The 21839-nt window shown below is 40.1% G+C and carries 17 protein-coding genes; 6 read left to right on the forward strand and 11 right to left on the reverse strand.

Annotated features, from left to right (window positions below):
- Window positions 1-77: 77 nt before the first annotated feature.
- The 6 genes from ACO6UW_RS02980 to ACO6UW_RS03005 all read right to left on the reverse strand — a co-directional run bounded on the left by ACO6UW_RS02980 (window position 78) and on the right by ACO6UW_RS03005 (window position 7731).
- The gene (locus ACO6UW_RS02980; RefSeq protein WP_005804213.1) at window positions 78-665 is read right to left on the reverse strand and encodes a tetratricopeptide repeat protein; all 588 of its coding nucleotides are present in this window, start codon (window positions 663-665) and stop codon (window positions 78-80) included.
- Window positions 662-1255, reverse strand: a complete 594-nt coding sequence (metW, locus tag ACO6UW_RS02985; RefSeq protein ID WP_001217230.1) for a methionine biosynthesis protein MetW — start codon at window positions 1253-1255, stop codon at window positions 662-664. Before metW ends, ACO6UW_RS02980 begins: the two co-directional genes overlap by 4 nt.
- Window positions 1255-2415 (reverse strand): homoserine O-succinyltransferase MetX, encoded by a 1161-nt coding sequence (metX, locus tag ACO6UW_RS02990; RefSeq protein WP_002114709.1) that lies wholly within the window; start codon window positions 2413-2415, stop codon window positions 1255-1257. Before metX ends, metW begins: the two co-directional genes overlap by 1 nt.
- Before the next feature lie 82 nt (window positions 2416-2497).
- A complete protein-coding gene (gene leuA, locus ACO6UW_RS02995; RefSeq protein WP_005066113.1) occupies window positions 2498-4195 on the reverse strand; it encodes a 2-isopropylmalate synthase in 1698 nt (565 codons plus the stop codon).
- Between the two features lie 458 nt (window positions 4196-4653).
- A complete protein-coding gene (locus ACO6UW_RS03000) occupies window positions 4654-5337 on the reverse strand; it encodes a Fe2+-dependent dioxygenase (RefSeq protein WP_017385720.1) in 684 nt (227 codons plus the stop codon).
- A 105-nt stretch (window positions 5338-5442) separates the two neighbouring features.
- Entirely contained in the window at window positions 5443-7731 is a 2289-nt protein-coding gene (locus ACO6UW_RS03005; RefSeq protein WP_057076890.1) for a TonB-dependent receptor, read from the reverse strand.
- Between the two features lie 415 nt (window positions 7732-8146).
- On the opposite strand from ACO6UW_RS03005, the gene tig reads away from it, so the two are divergent.
- The 4 genes from tig to ACO6UW_RS03025 all read left to right on the forward strand — a co-directional run bounded on the left by tig (window position 8147) and on the right by ACO6UW_RS03025 (window position 12568).
- On the forward strand, window positions 8147-9481 hold the full coding sequence (gene tig, locus ACO6UW_RS03010) for a trigger factor (protein ID WP_002114878.1): 1335 nt from the start codon (window positions 8147-8149) through the stop codon (window positions 9479-9481).
- 193 nt (window positions 9482-9674) lie between these two features.
- A complete protein-coding gene (gene clpP, locus ACO6UW_RS03015; RefSeq protein WP_002114870.1) occupies window positions 9675-10280 on the forward strand; it encodes an ATP-dependent Clp endopeptidase proteolytic subunit ClpP in 606 nt (201 codons plus the stop codon).
- Window positions 10281-10385: 105 nt separating this feature from the next.
- The gene (gene clpX, locus ACO6UW_RS03020) at window positions 10386-11699 is read left to right on the forward strand and encodes an ATP-dependent Clp protease ATP-binding subunit ClpX (RefSeq protein WP_002114726.1); all 1314 of its coding nucleotides are present in this window, start codon (window positions 10386-10388) and stop codon (window positions 11697-11699) included.
- Window positions 11700-11851: 152 nt separating this feature from the next.
- A complete protein-coding gene (locus ACO6UW_RS03025; RefSeq protein ID WP_057076889.1) occupies window positions 11852-12568 on the forward strand; it encodes a DUF2846 domain-containing protein in 717 nt (238 codons plus the stop codon).
- A 24-nt stretch (window positions 12569-12592) separates the two neighbouring features.
- Here the strand turns inward: ACO6UW_RS03025 and ACO6UW_RS03030 are convergent, their stop codons facing one another.
- The 5 genes from ACO6UW_RS03030 to ACO6UW_RS03050 all read right to left on the reverse strand — a co-directional run bounded on the left by ACO6UW_RS03030 (window position 12593) and on the right by ACO6UW_RS03050 (window position 18538).
- Window positions 12593-13147: a DUF2059 domain-containing protein gene (locus tag ACO6UW_RS03030; protein WP_004794750.1), complete on the reverse strand. Its 555-nt coding sequence runs from the start codon at window positions 13145-13147 to the stop codon at window positions 12593-12595.
- Window positions 13148-13288: 141 nt separating this feature from the next.
- Entirely contained in the window at window positions 13289-14815 is a 1527-nt protein-coding gene (locus ACO6UW_RS03035) for a fumarate hydratase (protein ID WP_002115045.1), read from the reverse strand.
- Window positions 14816-15044: 229 nt separating this feature from the next.
- Window positions 15045-17189 (reverse strand): phosphate acetyltransferase, encoded by a 2145-nt coding sequence (pta, locus tag ACO6UW_RS03040; protein ID WP_057076888.1) that lies wholly within the window; start codon window positions 17187-17189, stop codon window positions 15045-15047.
- A 45-nt stretch (window positions 17190-17234) separates the two neighbouring features.
- A complete protein-coding gene (locus ACO6UW_RS03045) occupies window positions 17235-18437 on the reverse strand; it encodes an acetate/propionate family kinase (protein WP_005066132.1) in 1203 nt (400 codons plus the stop codon).
- Window positions 18419-18538 (reverse strand): hypothetical protein, encoded by a 120-nt coding sequence (locus tag ACO6UW_RS03050; protein ID WP_014208326.1) that lies wholly within the window; start codon window positions 18536-18538, stop codon window positions 18419-18421. The genes ACO6UW_RS03045 and ACO6UW_RS03050 overlap by 19 nt, the downstream gene beginning before the upstream one ends.
- 659 nt (window positions 18539-19197) lie before the next feature.
- Here ACO6UW_RS03050 and edd point away from each other — a divergent pair.
- Entirely contained in the window at window positions 19198-21051 is a 1854-nt protein-coding gene (edd, locus tag ACO6UW_RS03055) for a phosphogluconate dehydratase (protein WP_017398805.1), read from the forward strand.
- 20 nt (window positions 21052-21071) lie between these two features.
- Window positions 21072-21701: a bifunctional 4-hydroxy-2-oxoglutarate aldolase/2-dehydro-3-deoxy-phosphogluconate aldolase gene (gene eda / locus ACO6UW_RS03060; RefSeq protein WP_126645017.1), complete on the forward strand. Its 630-nt coding sequence runs from the start codon at window positions 21072-21074 to the stop codon at window positions 21699-21701.
- Window positions 21702-21839 lie beyond the last annotated feature (138 nt).

A 21839-nucleotide genomic window follows, 5' to 3' on the forward strand; every position in this document is an offset into this window, starting at 1 on the left:
CAACCTAAACTAAAGCCACCTTGTAGAGCATACAAGGTGGCTTTAGTCGAGTAAGGTTTTTTACGGATGAACCGTTATTATTGTGCTTGAATCCATTTGTCTGCACGGTCACGCGCTGTACGGATTTGTTCTTGAGTTAAGTTCGCCGCTAGAGCAGTTTTCTTACCTTCAGATAGGCTAATCACTTTATTATCGAGCATGCCATCACGAGTTGAAAGCTCATACCACTGGTAAGCACCTACGTAGTTTTTCTTTTGCTCTTCCATCATCGCGAGGTTGTAGCTTGCACGGTTATCGCCATTGCTTGCTGCTTTTTCAAAGTATTTACGAGCCATAGACTCATCTTTTTTAACACCAATACCGTCGGCATACATGCGGCCTACGTTTAATTGTGCTGGCGATAAACCTTGATCCGCTGCTGCTTTAAACCATGCGAAGGCCTGTTTGTCATCTTTTGCTACATCTTTACCATATTGATAATGTGTACCAAGATAAAACTGTGCGCCTGCTTGACCAGCTTTTGCTGCTTTCTGAAGATCGTTAATCCCCATTGTTGAAAAACGTGCAGCCTGACTCGCAACCGATTGTGGCTGGGCGATATAATCTGCATGAGCCTGCATACTTAGCAGTCCTGCAAATAGTGTGCTAAATAATGTCTTTTTCATAGTGCACTCACTCGATAAATAGCGACTTCACCAAACAAATTCGGAACATGTTTGCTTAACAGGCTTCCCTGCTGATTTCCATTGACGGCGAGTCGATTAATAATTTGTATCTGATTTTCAGCACATAGTGCTTCGAAATCTTTAAATGTACATAAATGAATGTTGGGGGTGTTATACCACATATATGGTAGAGCATCCGATACAGGCATCATTCCTTTTAATGCAAGAAAAGAGCGAGTCTTCCAATGCGCAAAGTTTGGAAAAGTAATAATTGCCTGTTTACCCACACGCACCATGTCTCTTAATAAAACATCGGGTGCATCTACGGCTTGCAAAGCTTGTGCCATAACCACATAGTCAAAGGACTGGTCTGCAAAGCGGCTTAAGCCGAGATTCAAATCTTGTTGAATAATATTTAACCCGCGACTGACGGCAATTGCAATCTTTTCTTGATCAATTTCTAAGCCATAAGCACGAATTTGATGCTTTTGGCTCATATGAGCGAGTAATTCACCGTCACCACACCCTAAATCGAGTACGCTTGAGCCGGGTTTAATCCACTTTTCTGCCAGTTGTTGATCAATACGCATTAGCTTGCCTCCAGTGATGTCGATTTTAAGTGTTCTTCACCGCCTAAGAAAGCGCGCATGGTTTTGACATACAGTGGAATCGGGAATAAGAACGAGTCATGGCCTTGTTCAGCATCAATGTCGAGATAACTTACGGGCTTATGATTGGTAATAAGTGCATCTACAATTTCTTGTGAGCGGCTTGGTGCAAAACGCCAGTCAGTTGTGAACGAGACAATAAGGAACTGGCATTTAGTTTTACCCATCGCTTCAGTTAAAGAATGACCGTACTCACGTGATGGGTCAAAGTAATCTAAAGCTTTAGTCATGATGAGATAAGTATTGGCATCAAAGTTACGGCTGAACTGTTCACCTTGATAACGTAGATAGCTTTCGACCTGAAACTCGACATCAAAACCGTACATAAATTTGCCAGATTTTAAATCACGGCCAAATTTTTGTTTCATAGCTTCTTCTGAAAGATAGGTGATATGACCTACCATGCGAGCCAAAATTAGTCCGCGTTTCGGATAACTATCATTTTCTAAGTAACGGCCATGATGGAAGTCTGGATCAGACAAGATTGACTGACGAGCAACCTCATTAAATGCAATATTCTGTGCTGAAAGCTTTGGTGCACTGGCAATAATCACACATTTTTGTAGGCGGTCAGGGTAGTCTACGGACCATTGTAGTGCTTGCATGCCTCCTAATGATCCACCGACTACTGCATACCAAACATCTACACCCAAACGGTCAGAAAGCATGGCCTGAGTTTTAACCCAGTCACGTACCGTTACTAATGGAAAATCAGGTCCATAAGGGCGATTGTCATTTTCAGGATTTGGTGAGGTCGGGCCAGTTGAGCCATTACAACCACCAATATTATTTAGCGAAACTACAAAAAACTTATTTGTATCGATTGCCTTACCCGGGCCAATACAACTATCCCACCATCCAGCTTTTTTATCATCTTCGTGGTGATAACCCGCTGCATGATGATGTCCGGAAAGAGCATGACAGATTAAAATTGCATTTGATTTATCAGCATTTAAAGTGCCGTAAGTTTCGACCATTAGTTCAAAACGTGGCAAAACACGATCACATTCAAGGTGTAATGGTTCTTCAAATTGGAACTTTTGCGGAGTGACTAACCCCACTGAATCAGCTGGAAAAGACACGGGAACATTTCGCCTTTTAAATCTTTCAGGAATAAAAAGAAAGGATACCAAGCTAGGTATCCTTTCCAAAGTCTTTTTTTAATTAAACAGCGGCGGCAACAACCTGATCTGTACTTAAAACACCTTGATCAATCAAACGGTTGGTACACGCAATAATTGCTTCGATTGACGAGGTGACTGTATTGTCATGAACACCAGCACCAAATGAGCCTTTACCTGTACCTTTTACTTGAAGTTCAATTAAAGTTAAGGCTTTCGCATTTGCACCTGAACTAATACTACGTTCTTCATAGTTCAATACGTCAATTGGTAATTGAAGAGCATTTAAGAATGCAGAAATCGGTCCATTACCTTCACCACGAAGTTGTTGTGTTTCACCTTCGACATCAATATCAAGTTCGATAATTTGAGTACCATTAATGTCAGATAACTTGTAGTGTTTGACTGTGTAGTGATGATTCTTCACATCAACATACGCGTCTTTAAATAATGTCCAGATTTCTTTAGCGTTAATTTCTGTACCGTTCTCATCAGCATATTGTTGAACAACCTGACTGAATTCGATTTGCAAACGACGTGGTAATACAACGTTGTAGTTTGATTCTAATAAATAAGCGATACCACCTTTACCAGACTGACTATTTACACGAATTACAGCATCGTAGTCACGGCCCAAATCTTTCGGGTCGATTGGTAAGTAAGGCATATCCCAGATTTCTTCGTTTTTCTGGTACTCGAAGCCTTTTTTGATCGCATCCTGATGTGAACCAGAGAATGCAGTAAATACCAAGTCACCTGCATATGGATGACGAGGGTGTACAGGTAAACCAGTACATTCTTCAACCGTTGCAATCACTTCATTAATATTAGAAAAATCTAACTCTGGTGCTACACCTTGGGTATACATGTTCAATGCAATTGCTGCAACGTCAACGTTACCTGTACGTTCACCATTACCGAACACACAGCCTTCAACACGGTCAGCACCCGCCATAATGGCAAGTTCTGATGCAGCAATACCACAGCCGCGGTCATTGTGGCAGTGAACAGAAATGATTACGCCATCACGACGTGCCAAATTACGATGCATCCATTCAATTTGGTCTGCATAAACATTTGGTGTAGAAACCTCGACAGTCGCTGGCAAGTTTAAAATAACTTTATGATCTGGACGTGCATCCCAGATTTCTGTGACGGCATCACAGACATCTTTAGCCACTTCTAATTCAGTTGCAGAGAAGCATTCTGGGCTGTATTGGAAAATCCAATCTGTTTGAGGATATTGAGCCGCATATTCTTTAACTTTTTGAGCTGCATTAATTGCTAATTGTTTTGCGCCATCAACATCTACATTCAACACCTTTTGACGGAAGGTTGGAGAGTTAGAGTTATAAATATGCACAATTGCGCGTTTAGCACCAGCCAAAGATTCAAAAGTACGTTCAATTAAATGGTCACGTGCTTGAACCAAAACCTCAATGTATACGTCATCAGGAATATGATTTTCTTCGATCAACATGCGAGTAAAGTCGAAGTCAATCTGAGACGCAGAAGGGAAACCGATTTCAATATGCTTAAAACCAATTTTCACAAGCATTTTGAACATTTTGAATTTTTGTTCCATGTTCATTGGTTCAAAAATTGCTTGGTTACCGTCACGTAAATCCGTACTCATCCAGATTGGCGCTTTTGTAATTTCGTTATTTGGCCATTGGCGATCTGGTAAATCCACACGCTGGTACATACGGCGGTATTTTTTGCTAGGGTCAGCCAACATCATGAGAAAACTCCTTGTCTCGTAGCGCGGTTGCTCTGGATATATTTAAAAGGCAACGTCTCTACTTAATATATGGTATCTAATTCAAAAAAATTAAAGGGAATTTCAAAGTGCTGCTTTAAAAAGCAGACAAAATTTTTATACGCGCGCTTGGCGCAGCATCAGGAGTTGCAGATGATGTCTTGCTTGAGTAGGCGGGGCAAACAAGTAATTCGTTTTCATCTCTAGACCGTGAAATAATAAGTTTGGTGGTTTACAGGTAATCTTGTTATTTAGATATATCACATCTAAACAATGATTACACCTTGTGCAAAATTCTTATCATAATTTTAGTTAAATAGTTTAGAAAATAATTTTCTAATTTTGCGCTGTTTTATTTTTTATGGAAAATTATTTTCATATTCTTGCCTTATTAAGGTAAAAAAGATTATCTGGTCTTAAAAAGGCAAAAATAAATATAGTTACAGTTCTGACCACATACGGATTAAATTATGATAAATGTTGGTCAGCTTCATGACTTCTGAATAGTTATCGCCGTGTGATTTACGTAGTTCTCGAATGCTCTCATCAAGATTAAATAAAAGATGACGTTTACTATCGTCACGGACCAAACTTTGTACCCAGAAAAAAGAAGCAAAACGAGTACCTGTGGTAATGCTACTGACTTCGTGCAGGCTAGTAGACGGGTAGAGCACGACATCACCTGCCGGTAATTTAACTTCGTGATAACCATAAGTGTCTTCAATCACTAGGTCACCACCTTCATATTCATCTGGTTCACTTAAAAATAATGTGCAAGATAAATCAGTGCGTAGCTGTTCAGAAGTTCCACGGATAAGGCGAATCGAGTTATCTACATGGAAACCAAAGCTTTCATGTTCATCATAACGATTAAAAAGTGGTGGAATAATTTTGTGGGGTAGGGCTGCGGCCTGAAACACTGGATTTTGCCAAATTGCTTTGATGACAAGATCACTTAAATGATGAGTAAGTGGGTCCTGTTCGGAGAGTTGCTGATTTCTTTTCACTGAAGCAGACAAGGTGCCGGCAGTCACTTTGCCACCTACCCAATCGGCATCTTCCATGAGCTTACGAAACTCGGCAACTTGCTCTTTGCTTAAAACACTGGGGATATGATGAATCACGGCAAACACCTTTTAAGATATATTCTATTTGTAAAAATAGCCTCATGATGAGGCTATTTTATAGGAAACTAAATGAAATCCATAAAAATATTATGGGATTTAGGATTAATATTTAAAGTTAATTGCTAACACTGCGTTACGACCTTCACCCTCATTTGCATAATGAGCTGCATGGGCACTAGTAAAGTAACGTTTGTCAGAAATATTATTAACATTTAATTGTAGATCTACATTTTCATCAACTTTGTACTGAACCATTGCATTGTAAATAGTGAATGCAGGTAAGATTTTGGTTGAAGTCAATGCGGTATTTGGATTTGTGTTTGCATACACTTGGTCACGGTATTGTGCGCCTGCACCTACGGTTAGTTTTGGTAGAACTTTATAAGTGGTCCATAAGCTTGCACTATTTTTTGCAACGAATGGTAGAGGTTTGCCTTCTTGAGCAACAGCATTGTAGGCAGCTTTTTCAACTTCACTATCAAGATAGCTATAACCTACAGCCATTTCCCATTTATCGGTAATATGACCAGTTAAACCAAGCTCAAAACCATCAACTTTACTTTCACCAGCATTAGTTGTGGTGTTTGCATCAACTGCAATACGCGTATTTTGCTTTTCGGTACGGAAAATTGCGGCTGTAACATTCGCGCGATTTTCCCAAAGGCTCCATTTTGTTCCCACTTCGTAAGTACGAGCTTTTTCTGGATCTAAAGCCTGATTCGATGCAGACAGGCCATCAATATCAGCATCCATACCTACTGGGTTAGCAGCGGTAGCATAGCTTGCATAAATACTGCCATGTTCAGTTGGACGGAATACTACGCCAGCTTGATACGAGAAGAAATCAGAGTCATTGGTATACAAAGTTCCAGCAGGCGTAGTAGTGCTGCCACTTACGTAGTCCTTATTGAACTTTAACTCTGAATCGAATTTATCCCAACGCGCACCTAAATTGAGCAACCAGTATTTATTGAATTCAATGCTATCTAAAGCATAAATTGATACTGTTTCATTGGTTGATGTTCTTTGTTTTGGATTCGTTGTTAATGAACCTAACCATGGGGCATTCCCAGATGGATTTGTTAAACTGGTACACCACCCATCATTATTTTTACATGTATTATCAAAGCCAGTTGTCGTTGTTCCCTTATAACCAGGGTAGATGATGTTATATGAGCCACGTTCAGTCTCTTCACGACTATATTCAGCACCTACATTAAAACTATGTGTAAGCTGACCAGTTTGAAGTTTCCCGGCTAAAGATAGTTGATCTGTGAACGCTTCTGTTTCACGAATAGATTGTGTAACACGGCGCCAAACTTGATTTTTATAAATGTTGCTCTTAGAGTCATCTGGGTTAGTGTAGATATAGTCTGCTTTAGAGCGGCTATAGCTTGCTGTGTTACTAAGTGTTAGATCATCATTAAAGTCATGTTCTAACTTCAATGAGCCAATATGGTTTTCGCGTTTGTCGAAATCACGCGCTTTCCAACCATAATATGCTCCTTGCTTAACAGCGACAGGCTTACCATCTCCTTTTTCTGCACCAGCAGGAACATTTGATTTCGGTGTACCATCATTATTAACAAGGTTTGGGTTATTGAATGGAATACCTGAATCAGGTTCATCATTACTTTTTAAGAAGTAATAGCTTAATGTAGCTCGGTTTGCAGAACCTAAGCCGAGCGCTAGGCTCGGTGCAATACCAACACGAGCGTATTCGGCTCCATTACTTTGACCAGGTTTGTCATTTTCATGGCCCATAACAACAACACGGCCAGCAACACCATTGCCAAAGTCTTTGTTGGCATCAAGCTGAATATGACGGTAGTTGTCTGTACCACCCGCAACAGATCCTTGATAAACATTACCTTCATGGGCAATTTTTGGAATAAGGTTAATGCTGCCACCAATCCCGCTTCCCCCAGTTAAAGCAGAGCTTGAGCCCTTGATGACTTCAACTTGTTCAATCGCAAACATGTCACGAGTTTGAGCTGTTGCATTACGAACACCATCAACATAAATAGAAGATTGGCCGTTATAACCACGAATATAAGGAATATCTGTATATGGAACGCCGCCTTCACCAGCACCAAGTGTAATACCTGGTTCATTGCGTAGAGCTTCGAGTAGGGTATTTGAATTCGTTTCTTGAAGTAGCTTTTGGGAAAGAATTGACACCGATTTTGGCGTATCTTTTAGCGGAGCTACAAATTTCGCGTTCGCAGACTGATCTATTTTCAATGATTCTGCTTGATTTGCTTCAGCATGCACATTAATAGTTTTTAATACTTCAACTTGTTCTTGTGCGATAGCAGCGGTTGCTATCACAGAGAGAGAAGAAGCAATTGCAGACGATACAATTTTCTTGCGGGTTTTGATGAAAGACATAATTTCAGGACTTTAAATCATAAAGGTTATGCGAATAATAATAATTCTTATTTATATGTACAGTTTGTGTTAATTGGATTTGTCGATAGAATTGTGAAGGAAATGTGAAAGGTTGGATGGGTTTTAGTATTAAAAAATAGCTAATTATTTGATTGTGTTTAATTGTTTTAAAAAGCGATAAATTTATGAAAAATGATTGTAAATTTAGATTTATAAAGAATAACTAAAAAATTAGTTTTACTTAAGTGCTTATGAAAAATATTTAAAAAATCATAAAATTACTGTGAAATTTACTAGAATAATGTTCTTCACTTACATGAAGTGATCGGTTAATTTTGTATATCTTGAAAGTTGTCATATAATACAGCACTTTTTTAAAAACTGTTCCTACTAACTAATTTTTATCGAGGAAGCCATGCAAGTAACGACTGAAGCGGTTTCGGGCGTTGCCCGTCGTTTAAATGTGTCTGTACCGACGAGCCGTATTAACGAGCAATTTGAAGCTCGTTTGAAGCGCACTGCCAAAACTGTGAAGATCAACGGCTTCCGTCCAGGTAAAGTACCTGAAAACGTTGTTCGTCGCGAATACGGTGCAAGCATTTATCAAGAAGTTGTAAATGACATCATTCGTGATAGCGTTTTTGAAGCAATTCAACAAGAAAAAATCAATGCGGTAGGTATGCCGAACATTGAGAAAGTTGAACATAAAGAAGACGCTTTAGTTTTTGAAGCAACTGTAGAAGTTTATCCAGAAGTTGAAGTAAAAGCATTTGACGGCTTAGAAGTTGAACGTAAATCAGCTGAAATCAAAGACGCTGACGTTGACGCTATGATCGAAAACTTGCAAAAACAACGTCAAACTTGGGCTGTAACCAAGGGTATGGCGAAAAAAGACATGCAAGTGACTTTTGACTTTGAAGGCACTATCGATGGTGAGAAGTTTGAAGGCGGTTCTGCTGAAGACTTTAAACTTGTGTTAGGTTCAGGTCGTATGATCCCTGGCTTCGAAGATGGCATCATTGGCATGAAAGCTGGTGAAGAGAAAGTAATTGATGTTACTTTCCCTGAAGATTACCAAGCTGAAAACTTGGCTGGTAAAGCAGCTCAGTTCAAAATCACTGTGAAGCAAGTTGAAAAATCTAAACTTCCAGAAATTGATGCTGAATTCTTAAAAATCTTCGGTGTAACTGAAGAAGAAGGCGTTGAAAAGTTAAAAGCTGACGTTCGTAAGAATATGGAACGTGAAGTTCGCAATGGTTTACGTAACCAAGTTAAACAAGCTGCTTTTGATGCTCTTGTTGCTGCGAACGAAGTTGAAGTTCCAACTGCAATGGTTGCTCAAGAAATTGACCGTCAACGTCAACAAATGGTTCAACAGTTCACTCAACAATTTGGTGGTGCAGGCGCGCAATCTTTTGACAAGAGCATGCTTCCTGACGAATTGTTCAAAGAACAAGCAGAGCGTTCTGTTAAGCTTGGCGTATTGGTAAGCAAAGTTTTAGCTGATGCTAAACTTGAAGTTGACCAAGCTCGCGTTGATGCTTACATTGACGACATGGCTTCTTCTTACGAAGATCCAACTGAAGTGATTGAATACTTCAAAAATGATGCTCAACAACGTGCTCAAATCGAAGCAGTTGTATTAGAAGATCAAGTTGTTGATCACATCTTAGCTGGTGCTAAAGTGACTGACAAAGCTGTATCTTATGATGACTTATTGAAAGAACAACAAGCTCGCCGTATGGGCTAATCTTTTAAGAAGTCAGAAAAAGGCGCCTGAGGCGCCTTTTTTGTTTTTCTTTATGTGGTCAATTAGAGTGCGGCATTAAGTACTTAGGTATAAATAATATAATATTTCAGTGCGAACCTTTTGCAATTTGAGAAATTATCCCGCATATTGTTGCCATAGGTTAAGTCACAAAAAATTTAGGAATAAATAACGTATGTATGTTCCAACAATTGAAAATGCTTTAGTTCCTGTTGTGGTTGAACAATCTTCTCGCGGCGAACGTTCTTTTGATATTTATTCACGACTTTTACGTGAGCGCGTCATTTTTTTGACAGGTGAAGTTGAAGATAACATGGCAAATCTGATTGTTGCCCAAATGTTGTTTTTAGAAGCTGAAAATCCTGATAAAGATATCCACCTTTATATCAACTCTCCAGGTGGATCTGTGACAGCGGGCATGGCCATTTATGACACGATGCAGTTTATTAAGCCTGATGTCGTGACATATTGTATGGGTCAAGCTGCTTCAATGGGGGCATTCTTGTTAAATGCGGGCGCTAAAGGCAAACGCTATTGTTTAGAAAATGCCCGTGTCATGATTCATCAACCATTAGGTGGTTTCCGTGGTCAAGCATCGGATATTGAAATCCATGCGCGTGAAATTCTCTTTATTAAAGAGCGCTTGAACCGCTTAATGGCAGAGCACAGTGGTCAAGACTATGAAACCGTTGCTCGTGATACTGACCGTGATAACTTTATGACAGCCCAAGCTGCTAAAGAATATGGTCTGGTTGATCAGGTGTTAAGTAAGCGTCCATAAGGACCTTCTTATATAAATAACTTGAGATGTTGAAAAAGATCTCCATTTAGTTATTTATGCAGTGCATCTTGCCCTAATATTTAAGATTCTATTTGTGGAGTGAATATGTCCGAACATCCTCAAGGACAAAAACATTGTTCATTTTGCGGTAAAACGCAGTCTGAAGTCGGGAAACTGATTGCAGGTGAGGACGCATATATTTGTAATGAGTGTGTGGATGTCTGCTTAGACCTTGTACAAACCAGCCAACAGGTTGAAGCAGGGGACTGGGCGAGTAAGGCATTGCCAAAACCACATGAAATACGTGCTGCGCTTGATCAATACGTTATTGGTCAAGATCTTGCCAAAAAGACATTATCTGTTGCGGTTTATAACCATTATAAACGCTTGAAAGTTGGTCATAATGGCCATGTGTCTAAAGAAGTAGAAATTGCTAAAAGTAACATTCTACTGATTGGACCAACTGGTTCAGGTAAAACTTTACTTGCGCAAACATTAGCTCGCCTTTTAGATGTTCCATTTGCGATGGCAGATGCAACAACATTAACCGAAGCGGGTTATGTGGGTGAAGATGTTGAAAATATTGTACAAAAGCTTTTGCAAAAAGCAGACTACGATGTAGAGAAGGCTCAGAAGGGCATTATCTATATCGACGAGATTGATAAGATTACTCGTAAATCTGAAAATCCATCAATTACACGTGATGTGTCTGGTGAAGGTGTACAACAAGCATTATTAAAAATGATTGAAGGTACAGTTGCTTCGATTCCTCCGCAAGGTGGCCGTAAGCATCCACAGCAAGAGTTTATCCAAATTGATACCTCAAATATCTTATTTATTTGTGGTGGTGCATTTTCTGGTTTGGAAAAAATTGTACAACAGCGTCAAGAGAAAGGCGGTATTGGTTTTACAGCTGACGTTAAAAACAAAGATGAAACCAAAAAGCTTGCTGAATTGTTCCGTCAGGTTGAGCCAACTGACTTAGTGAAATTTGGTTTGATTCCAGAATTCATTGGTCGTTTACCAGTGATTGCTACACTTGAAGAGCTAGACGAAGAAGCTTTAATGCAAATTTTGACTGAGCCAAAAAATGCATTAACACGCCAGTATCAATATCTTTTCACTATGGAAAATGTTGATCTGATCTTTGAAGATTCTGCATTACGTGCTGTTGCTAAAAAAGCGCTTGAACGTAATACGGGGGCGCGTGGTCTACGTTCTATTATGGAAAACGTACTGCTTGAAACTATGTATGATTTACCAAGTCGTACAGATGTTGGAACAGTCATTATTAATGAAGCAGTCATTAATGGTGAAGCAGAACCTGTTTATCAGGCTGAACGCCAACCTAAAGAAGCTGCAACGCATGAAAGTGTTGCTAAGGCAGATTTAAAGGTTATTGATTCGAAGTCTGCATAGATTTCATTCATCTAAAAAGCATGAATCGCGTTAGTGATTCATGCTTTTTTTGTTTTCAATTTATATGGGTAGTGTTAATCTTAAAAATACAAAATACGCATAGTTTTGCGGTGTAAAAAATAAATCAAAAACAAAACGCTTTGAGGGATGCCATGCGTTATTTAATCGTATCTTTGTGCTGTGCAGGACTATTTGTGGGCTGTCAAAGTTCATCTCATTTAGAAAAAAATCCGAGTGAATTGACCGCGACTCTACCTAAAGTTGATGTTGAAAAAGAACCTGGTTTATTAGATCAATATCATTTAGGCGGTTTTACTGTGGGAGGGTGGGTCAACCAAAAATTGGGTCAGACTTTTGCGCCAATCAAAGCACAAAATGAACAGGCAGCTGTAGTTTATCTATATCGACCAGACACAAAATGGAATCGTCAGGAAATTGCAGCGATTAATCTCTTTGTGAATGGTAAGCGCATTCCGAGTCTATTACATAATCATTATTACTGGATTGAGCTACCAGCAGGAACGTATCGTCTTTCTGCGAGCCGCCCTTTACTTGGTATCCATTTTCAAGAACCAAAATATATTGATATCACTGTTGAGGCGGGAACGTCTTATTATTTGAAATATGATGAAGAAAATAAAATGGACCGAAGTGAACATACTGGTCCATTTATGTTAATGCAAGACAATATTGGACGTAGAGAGATAGCATTTACCGAGCTTAAATCTTCTAGCTATAATTTTGTTGCTGAAGATGCTTCAGGAAAGATCCGCCATAAACCACAAGAATTAAAGCCAGCTAAATATGATGAAAAATCAGATGTACATCTGATTAAACCATTTAAATTATGGAATCCTTTAACTTGGTAATAGCCTAAAAAAGATAAAGAAAAGTTAAGACTTTTCTTTATCTTTCATCAACGGTGCAAGAATTTTAAGCATCTCTTCTTGCATATGATCTCGTGCTTTAGGGTCATTAAATGTTTGCTGTCCCAACTCCATCATATATTCTGAAATTTGCCCCATAATCTGTACATTTTTGCGCGTAATTGATTGGCCTTCTGGGGTTTTTAAAAATTTCAGATTAGCCTGAATTTCCTCTTCAGTATAAGTCTTAAGATAAATATCCTGTAAGGCTTGGGCGGTTTTTGGATTGCTAATGAGCTGATTGCTCGAATCTTTTAGGAGTAAACCTAACTTCTTCGCGGCCTCTTTTTCTTTTGGACCTAAAGTTTTGATACCCGTGATATTACTAACGATCTGTTCTGCCTGTTGATCATAGTAAGGTGTTAATTCATTAATTGATTCTTTAAGCAGGTAATCAATTTGGCTCATTTGCATGAGTTCTTTAACTGAACTTAATTTGGCAGGAGAGGCAAATAAGCTTGTGGTAATACAGCTTAGGCAGAGGCTGATTGAGAGATTTTTAAGAATAGGGCGAATAGTCATGAAATGACCTATATTCAATATTTGGCGAGAGGGTGCTTTCATTAATAGCACAGATTGACGAAGTAATTGTTACAATTCTTTTCAGATTTTAAAATAAAAAAAGAATGCATAAAAAAGCACCGAATTCGGTGCTTTTCTTGATTAGCCAGCTGCTGCATCGACTACTGGAATTTTTCCAATTTTCGCTTGCCAGATTTTTGGAGCTACTGCGTGAATTGAAGTACCGTTTACATCAACTGCAACAGAAACTGGCATATCTTCAACTACGAATTTGTAGATTGCTTCCATACCTAAGTCTGCAAACGCAACAACTTCAGCTTCACGAACAGCTTTAGATACGAGGTAAGCCGCACCACCAACTGCCATTAAGTAAGTTGCTTTGTTGTCTTTGATTGCTTCAATTGCTGTAGGACCACGGTCAGCTTTACCGATCATACCGAATAGACCAGTATGCTCTAATACTTTACGTGTGAATTTATCCATACGTGTTGCAGTTGTAGGACCAGCAGGACCAACGACTTCATCACCCACTGGATCAACAGGGCCAACGTAGTAAATAAACTTACCTTTAAGATCAACTGGTAATTCTTCACCATTGTCGATCATTTCAACCATACGTTTGTGCGCAGCATCACGACCTGTGTACATTGTTCCGCTAAGAAGTAATGTGTCACCTGGTTTCCAAGAATCCATTTCTTCTTGAGTAATGGTATCAAGGTTTACACGTTTAGACTGTGAAGAATCCCAAGTTACAGAAGGGTAGTCTTCAAGTTTTGGTGCTTGGATATGAGCTACACCTGTACCATCAAGCTGGAAGTGAGCATGACGAGTAGCAGCACAGTTAGGAATCATACCTACTGGTTTACCAGCAGCATGACATGGGTAATCTTTAATTTTAATATCAAGAACAGTCGTTAAACCGCCAAGTCCTTGTGCGCCAATACCAAGTGCGTTTACTTTTTCAAAGATTTCGATACGAAGTTCTTCGATTTTGTTCTCTGGCCCACGGCGAAGTAATTCGTCCATGTTGATTTCTTCCATGAGTGCTTCTTTAGCAAGCATCATGGCTTTTTCAGCAGTACCACCAATACCGATACCGAGCATGCCAGGAGGACACCAGCCTGCACCCATAGTTGGAACAGTTTTAAGTACCCAGTCAACAATTGAGTCAGATGGGTTAAGCATCGCAAGTTTAGATTTGTTTTCTGAACCGCCACCTTTAGCAGCAACAGTAATATCTACTTTGTTACCCGGAACGAGTTTGTAGTGAATTACAGCAGGGGTATTATCTTTTGTATTTTTACGACCAAATGCAGGGTCAGCAAGTACAGAAGCACGAAGAACGTTGCTGTTTTCAAGGTAACCTTGGCGAACCCCTTCATTTACTGCATCGTCTAAGCTCATCGTTAAATCAAATTTAACATCTAAGCCCACTTCAAGGAAAACGTTAACAATACCAGTATCTTGGCAAATTGGACGATGACCTTCCGCACACATGCGAGAGTTAATTAGAATCTGTGCAATTGCATCCTTTGCGGCTTTGTTTTCTTCGCGATCATAAGCACGGCTCATCGCTTGGATAAAGTCTTGCGGGTGATAGTACGAAATAAACTGTAGGGCGTCCTTGATCGATGTAATCAAGTCATCTTGTTTGATAATCGTTGTCATACCAGAAAATCTCTTGAGCGGGCTGTTAGCTAGCGGGCTAAATTATATGACAAAAAGACAGTGTTGTGGGAGATTGGTTGATCTTTTGACCGAAAGTCGCATAAGAAGATATTGATGTGATTTAAAAGAGAGAAATCGGAAAATTATTTATTTTTGAATGACTAAAATAAAAAAAAGCCATTTGAGCGGATATCAAATGGCGAGAGGTAGTAAAGGTGAATTATATTAATTATTTGGCAGCGGCTTGCTGTTCTGCCTGAATTGCTGTTAATGCAATGGTAAAGACGATGTCATCTACCAATGCTCCACGAGACAAGTCATTGACTGGTTTGTTTAGACCTTGCAGCATTGGTCCAACGCTCACAACATTTGCAGCACGCTGTACTGCTTTGTAAGTGGTATTACCCGTATTTAAATCTGGGAAGATAAATACATTCGCACGGCCAGCAACGCGTGAGTCTGGTGCTTTTTGTCGTCCCACACTTTCAACTGAAGCTGCGTCGTATTGAAGTGGGCCATCAATGAGTAAATCAGGGCGACGTTGCTGAGCAATTTGAGTTGCTTGCTGTACTTTTTCAACATCAGCACCTGTTCCAGAAGTACCAGTTGAGTAGCTGATCATGGCAATACGCGGATCAATTCCAAAAGCTTTTGCAGAGTCAGCAGACTGAATTGCAATTTCAGCAAGTTGTTCTGCTGTCGGGTCTGGATTAATCGCACAGTCGCCATATACATAAACTTCATCTGGTAAAAGCATAAAGAATATTGATGAAACCAGTGAATATTCAGGGGCTGTCTTGATGAGCTGGAATGCTGGGCGGACCGTATTTGCTGTGGTGTGTACCGCACCTGAAACTAAGCCATCGACTTGATCTAAGGCTAACATCATGGTGCCAAGCACAACAGTATCTTGAAGTTGTTCTTTCGCTTGAAGCTCGTTGAGTTTACCTTTACGTAGCTCAACCATTGGTGCAACGTATTGGTCACGAATACTATCAGGGTCAACAATTGCCAATTCGGCCGGTAATTCAATACCGCGTGCTTTTGCAACATCGTGCACAGCATCTGGTTTAGCCAGCAAAATACAATCGGCAATGCCACGTGCCTGACAAATTGCTGCAGCTTGAATGGTGCGCGGTTCATCACCTTCAGGTAGCACAATCCGCTTTTTCGCTGCAATTGATTTTTGCACCAGTTCATGACGGAAAGCTGATGGCGAAAGGCGAGGGGTAGCAGCATTGTTGCTATGCTGCTTAAGCCATTCAACATCAATATGACTTGAAACAAATCGAGTCACTTGCTCAGCACGTTCAGTATCGTCAGTTGGAATTTCATTACCAAAATTAGATAGGCGCTGTGCGGTTTCAAGTGTATTTAAACGGGTATGTAAAATTGGCAAACCTTGTTTAATTGCACTTTGGCAAAACTCTAAAAGCTCTGGTGCTGGTGCTTCTCTTTCGGTAAGTACCAAACCTGCAAGAGGAATACCATTGCTGGTTGCCAAACTACTTGCAAGTAAAACGTCGGTACGCTCAGATGCGCTAATAATCAACTCGCCTGCAATAAACTTATTCAGTTCATATTCAATGCTTGAAGCAATTAAACTCGAATGCAAAATACGACGTGCTTTAGCTTCACCTTGATGTACCCATTGTCCATCAATGATATTTGCAATATCGAGTGTTCTAGGTACGCTTAACGTGTTACTAAATGGGACTAAACCAATAATCGGTAAATCGCTAGAACCAAAATAACGATTATATTTTTGCAGTTCGGTCGTAAATTTCGCGATTTCTTCAGTTGGTCGTAATGATGGATCAAACGCAACAGGAATTTGTGCTGTTTCTTCAGTTAATCCACGGGTACGCATAAACAGTACGCCAGCAGTACGATTTGACGCTGCTCCACCAAACTGGCGTAAATGAGCATCTACTTTTTCTGCTGCTTTTTTCGGGTTTTGAATATCTGCTGTACTGACCAACACGACTTCTGCATCAAGTGCTTGTGCAAGACTTGCATTGAGCTCACTGGCAAAATGGTCTTGTCCGTTTGGTAATAAGCCTTCCACAATAATGACATCATGGTCTGCTGCAACACTACGATGAAGGCTAACCGCTTCTTCAAGTAATTCATCTACTTCCCCAGCGGCAATAAGCTGAGTTAATTTTTCATGCGAAATAGATTGAACAGTTTTACTTTGAAATAAATGACCAAATAATGAAGTGGTTCGGTCAAGATGCTCTTGGTCTTCTTGAGAAAATGGTTTTAAAAAGCCTGCTTTAATTCCGTTGCAATCAAGTGCGTAAATCATACCTAAGCAGGCAGAGGTTAAGCCAACCCCTTCACCTGTAGGAATCAATAAAATTGTATTCATATAAACCTATAAATAAACGAATATCGAGTTTTCGCTAAGCTCTAATTAAGCAAGGCTTGCTACAGATGCTGTATTTTCTGCCGCTTCAACAACTTGACGAGTTTCTTTGGCAATACGGCCTTCTTCATCTGTAGGAATGACCCAAATTTGAGGTCCTGTTCCGTTGTCGATTCGGCCTTCAGTGCCACGTTTTAGGTTGTTGTTTTGATCTTTATCAAGCTGCAAACCAAAATGAGGTAAATACGCTAAGGTTTTTTCACGAATATAAGCTGAGTTCTCGCCAATACCGCCCGTGAAGATTAAGCCGTCTAAAGTTGGCAAACCACAGCTTAATGCAGCAAGTGATTTTGCTAGGCGATAGCTAAACACTTCAATTGCAAGACTAGCATCTTCGTTGCCATTTTCAGCAGCTTCAATGACTGTACGCATGTCGTTAGAGAGTTGTGATAAGCCTAGTAAGCCACTTTCGTTATTTAAAACTTTATCAATTTTAGCCAAGTCCCAACCGAGATTTTTCGCAAGGAAGCTATGTAAGCTTGGATCAACGTCACCACTACGCGTTCCCATCACTACACCTTCAAGTGGAGTAAGACCCATAGAGGTATCAACACTTTGTCCATTCCACACTGCGCAAGTTGAACTGCCGTTTCCTAGATGCGCTGTTAACCATCCACCTTTTTTAAGGTTACCTGCTAGCTCACTCGCTTTGTCAGACACATAAGCATGGCTTGTACCATGGAAGCCATAACGACGAACGTTGTGATCAGTATATAAAAACTTAGGAATTGCATAACGGTATGCATGCGGTGGCATGGTTTGATGGAATGCAGTGTCGAATACGGCAACTTGAGGTAATTCAGGAAATAGACGTACGGTTGCGTCAATACCAATTAAATGTGCTGGGTTATGAAGTGGGGCTAAAGGTGTCGCAGCACGAATACGTTCAATAATTTCAGGAGTGAGTAATTCTGCTTTGGTTAAACTACCCCCGTGTACAACACGATGTCCGATTGCTTGCGGTTTGTAGTTGGCAAGACGTGCAAGTAAAGTTTCTAAAGCTTTGGCATGATCAGCATAAGGGATTGAAAGTTCAAGTGGTTCACCACCTACTGTAATTCCCTTAATACGAGCATCAGCTGCCCCCAAGTTTTCTGCTAAACCGTAAATACGATCTTCACGACGCTCTGAAACCAGTGCGTATTTAATAGATGAAGAGCCGCAATTGATAACTAATACTGATGTAGCCACGTTGAAATACCCAAGTCCTGATTTAAAATAGTTTTCCTAACTTCCTGTTCAAGATGTATTATTTTTCGATACAGATTGAACGGGTTGTCATGTTTTAACATGTGTTGTTTTTCTGTCCAAGATAGACTTTAGCCCATTAGACTTAAGCACTATCGACCATCAAATTATTTGTAACTAATATTTGTCCAGTATAAAGCTTAACCACTGTATTCCTTGTTTTTTTATACGCATAGAAACGAGTTTTTTGTATATATTTATGAAAGGTAAATTTCTATTTAATGTATTTTTCAAATATTTGGTATAAATTTTTTAAGAAAAAAGAAGTGCTGTTATTTTAATCAAACTATAGGGGAGTATTACAAATAATATACGTAAATGAAATTAAATTTTAATCGTTTATATATAGGTTAAAATATATAAATCATAAACATTTTTAATATAAAACTTAGTATAAAAAAGCCGGTATAAATACATTTATAAGAATATTTTATTGCTTTGATATTATGAGAATTTTCTCGTAGTTATTAGAAGCTAATATACCAGTAAATATAGTCAAAAATAAAACCAGCTTCTTGTTTAAAACTTAAACATAATTTGTATTTAATACCCATGCTCCGGTATCACCGTAAAATTTACTAGGGCTTGCATGTCGCTTTTTGCCTTAATAATATTGTTCCTTCCCCTTATCAAATGATGATGAAATATATCATTTGGTCTATTTTTATGTTCCGGCTTATCCGGTTGTACAGGAGCGTCCAGCATGGACTTGCCGAATCCAGTATTGGCAAAAGTGACCGAGCGTGTAATCGCACGTAGTCAAAAAACTCGTTCTGCATATTTACAACGTATTGAACATGCACAAGGCAAATTTCCTGCTCGTGGAGCACTTTCATGTGCCAATCTGGCTCATGGTTTTGCCAGTATGGACGATAATGAAAAATTAATTATTAAAGTAGGCCGTGAACCAAATATTGGCATCGTATCTTCATATAACGAAATGCTGTCGGCTCACGCACCGTATAAAACATTTCCAGATTTAATTAAAACAGCCGCTCGTGAGAATGGCGGCGTGGCACAGTTTGCAGGTGGTGTTCCTGCGATGTGTGACGGTATTACCCAAGGTAATGCTGGCATGGAACTGTCATTGTTCTCTCGTGAAACCATTGCGATGAGTACAGCGATTGCATTGTCTCATAACATGTTTGACGCAGCTTTATGTCTTGGTGTTTGTGACAAGATCGTGCCAGGCTTGCTCATTGGTGCTTTGCAGTTTGGCTATTTACCTACTATTTTTGTGCCAGCTGGCCCAATGACCAGTGGTCTATCTAACGATGAGAAAGCCAAAATTCGTCAGCAATTTGCAACGGGTCAGGTTGGACGAGATGCTTTGTTAGAAGCTGAGTCAGCTGCTTATCATGGACAAGGGACTTGTACTTTTTATGGTACAGCCAACAGTAATCAGATGCTGATGGAAGTAATGGGCTTACATTTGCCAAGTGCCGCATTTGTTCATCCTCATACACCATTACGTGATGCACTCACCGCAGAAGCGGCGATTCGTGTACTTGATTTAACAGTTGAGCGTGGAAACTACACGCCGATTGGTCATGTTGTCGATGAAAAAGCAATTATAAACGGTATTGTGGCATTACTCGCTACCGGTGGTTCAACCAACCATACTTTGCATTTGATTGCGATTGCTCGTGCCGCTGGAATCTTGATTGACTGGGATGACTTCGATGAGTTATCGGCTGTTGTTCCATTACTCGCAAAAATCTATCCAAATGGTAAGGCTGATGTAAACCATTTCCAAGCTGCGGGTGGGGTTGCTTTCCTCATCCGTAACTTACTTGAAGCTGGCTTGTTGCATAACGACGTAACGACTGTGGCTGGTAAAGGTTTACAGCATTACACCAAAGAACCAAAACTGATTGACGGTAAGCTCACTTGGGTTGACGGTGTGGTTCAAAGTCTTGATGACAAAGTTTTACGTAGCATTGATGCGCCGTTTCAACCAGATGGTGGCTTGCGCTTAATGCAAGGTCGCCTTGGCCGTGGTGTAATCAAGATTTCTGCTGTTGCGCCAGAACATCGTAAAGTTAAAGCTCCAGCAATTGTGTTTGATTCTCAAGAAGCAGTGCAAGCTGCATTTGATCGTGGTGAATTACACCGAGACTTTATTGCAGTTGTTCGTTTCCAAGGTGCGCGTGCTAACGGTATGCCTGAATTGCATCGTTTAACGCCTGTGTTGGGTGTTTTACAAGATCAAGGTTTCCACGTTGCTTTAGTCACTGATGGGCGTATGTCTGGCGCTTCAGGCAAAGTTCCTGCGGTGATTCATTTATCTCCAGAGGCCTTACTAAATGGGCCGATTGCTAAAGTTCAAACAGGCGATATGTTGGTTATTGATGCTGAGGCTGGCGTACTCGATGTTGAAATAGATGAACAGACTTGGCAGTCGCGTCCTGTTGCTCAGCCAGAACATCAGGCAGAAAACGAGGTTGGCTTTGGCCGTGAATTATTTGGTGTTTTCCGTGCTGCTGCTGCGCCAGCTGAACATGGAGCATCTGTATTTGGTGCATTGGTTGGTGAAAATTCACCAGAGCAGATTTGAATCAAAGGAACTGAAAAATAATGATTAAAATTGAAGATATCGTCGAATTAGGCCCAGTCATCCCTGTATTGGCATTTGATTCTGCTGAGCAAGGTGAAGATGTATCACGTGCTTTACATGCAGGTGGCGTAAAAGTCCTTGAGATTACATTGCGTACCGCTGCGGGTCTTGCTGCTATTGAGCGTGCTAGCCAATTAGCTGATGACATTGTGGTAGGTGTAGGTACGATTACCAAGCCAGAACACTGTGCTCAAGCCAAAAAAGCAGGCGCTCAATTTGGGGTATCTCCTGGTTTAACTAAAGATTTGCATTTGGCTGCGCAAGATGCTGGCTTACCTCTATTGCCGGGTGTGATGACACCAAGTGACCTGATTCAAGCGATTGAATTGGGTTATGACATTGTGAAGTTCTTCCCAGCTCAACAGGCAGGTGGCGTTGAGATGCTAAAAGCATTTTATGGTCCATTTCCAAACCTACGTTTTTGCCCTACAGGTGGAATTACTGCAGAGTCAGCACCGGATTTCTTAAAGCAACCTAACGTGGTTTGTGTAGGTGGTTCATGGTTAACACCTAAAGCTACTGTAGCTGCCCAAGACTGGGCTGAAATTACTCGCTTGGCACAAATTGCGAGTCAGTTGAGAGCACCGTAGATGTAGTCGATATTTATAAAAAATGAAGTGCATTTTATGTGCTTTAAAGGCTGTATTGATGTGACCAGTTTGTGCTGGTCACACCTAAATATAAAAATTTAATGTCTTAACAGTAGGAATTACTGTGGTTGAAGACCT

This window comes from Acinetobacter sp. JADD-222 (genome assembly GCF_049310645.1).

Coding starts and splice junctions, on each gene's coding strand:
- ACO6UW_RS02980 (WP_005804213.1), bottom strand. CDS start 665: ATGAAAAAGACATTATTTAGCACACTATTTGCAGGACTGCTAAGTATG.
- metW (WP_001217230.1), bottom strand. CDS start 1,255: ATGCGTATTGATCAACAACTGGCAGAAAAGTGGATTAAACCCGGCTCA.
- leuA (WP_005066113.1), bottom strand. CDS start 4,195: ATGATGTTGGCTGACCCTAGCAAAAAATACCGCCGTATGTACCAGCGT.
- ACO6UW_RS03005 (WP_057076890.1), bottom strand. CDS start 7,731: ATGTCTTTCATCAAAACCCGCAAGAAAATTGTATCGTCTGCAATTGCT.
- tig (WP_002114878.1), top strand. CDS start 8,147: ATGCAAGTAACGACTGAAGCGGTTTCGGGCGTTGCCCGTCGTTTAAAT.
- clpP (WP_002114870.1), top strand. CDS start 9,675: ATGTATGTTCCAACAATTGAAAATGCTTTAGTTCCTGTTGTGGTTGAA.
- clpX (WP_002114726.1), top strand. CDS start 10,386: ATGTCCGAACATCCTCAAGGACAAAAACATTGTTCATTTTGCGGTAAA.
- ACO6UW_RS03025 (WP_057076889.1), top strand. CDS start 11,852: ATGCGTTATTTAATCGTATCTTTGTGCTGTGCAGGACTATTTGTGGGC.
- ACO6UW_RS03030 (WP_004794750.1), bottom strand. CDS start 13,147: ATGACTATTCGCCCTATTCTTAAAAATCTCTCAATCAGCCTCTGCCTA.
- ACO6UW_RS03035 (WP_002115045.1), bottom strand. CDS start 14,815: ATGACAACGATTATCAAACAAGATGACTTGATTACATCGATCAAGGAC.
- pta (WP_057076888.1), bottom strand. CDS start 17,189: ATGAATACAATTTTATTGATTCCTACAGGTGAAGGGGTTGGCTTAACC.
- ACO6UW_RS03050 (WP_014208326.1), bottom strand. CDS start 18,538: ATGTTAAAACATGACAACCCGTTCAATCTGTATCGAAAAATAATACAT.
- edd (WP_017398805.1), top strand. CDS start 19,198: ATGGACTTGCCGAATCCAGTATTGGCAAAAGTGACCGAGCGTGTAATC.
- eda (WP_126645017.1), top strand. CDS start 21,072: ATGATTAAAATTGAAGATATCGTCGAATTAGGCCCAGTCATCCCTGTA.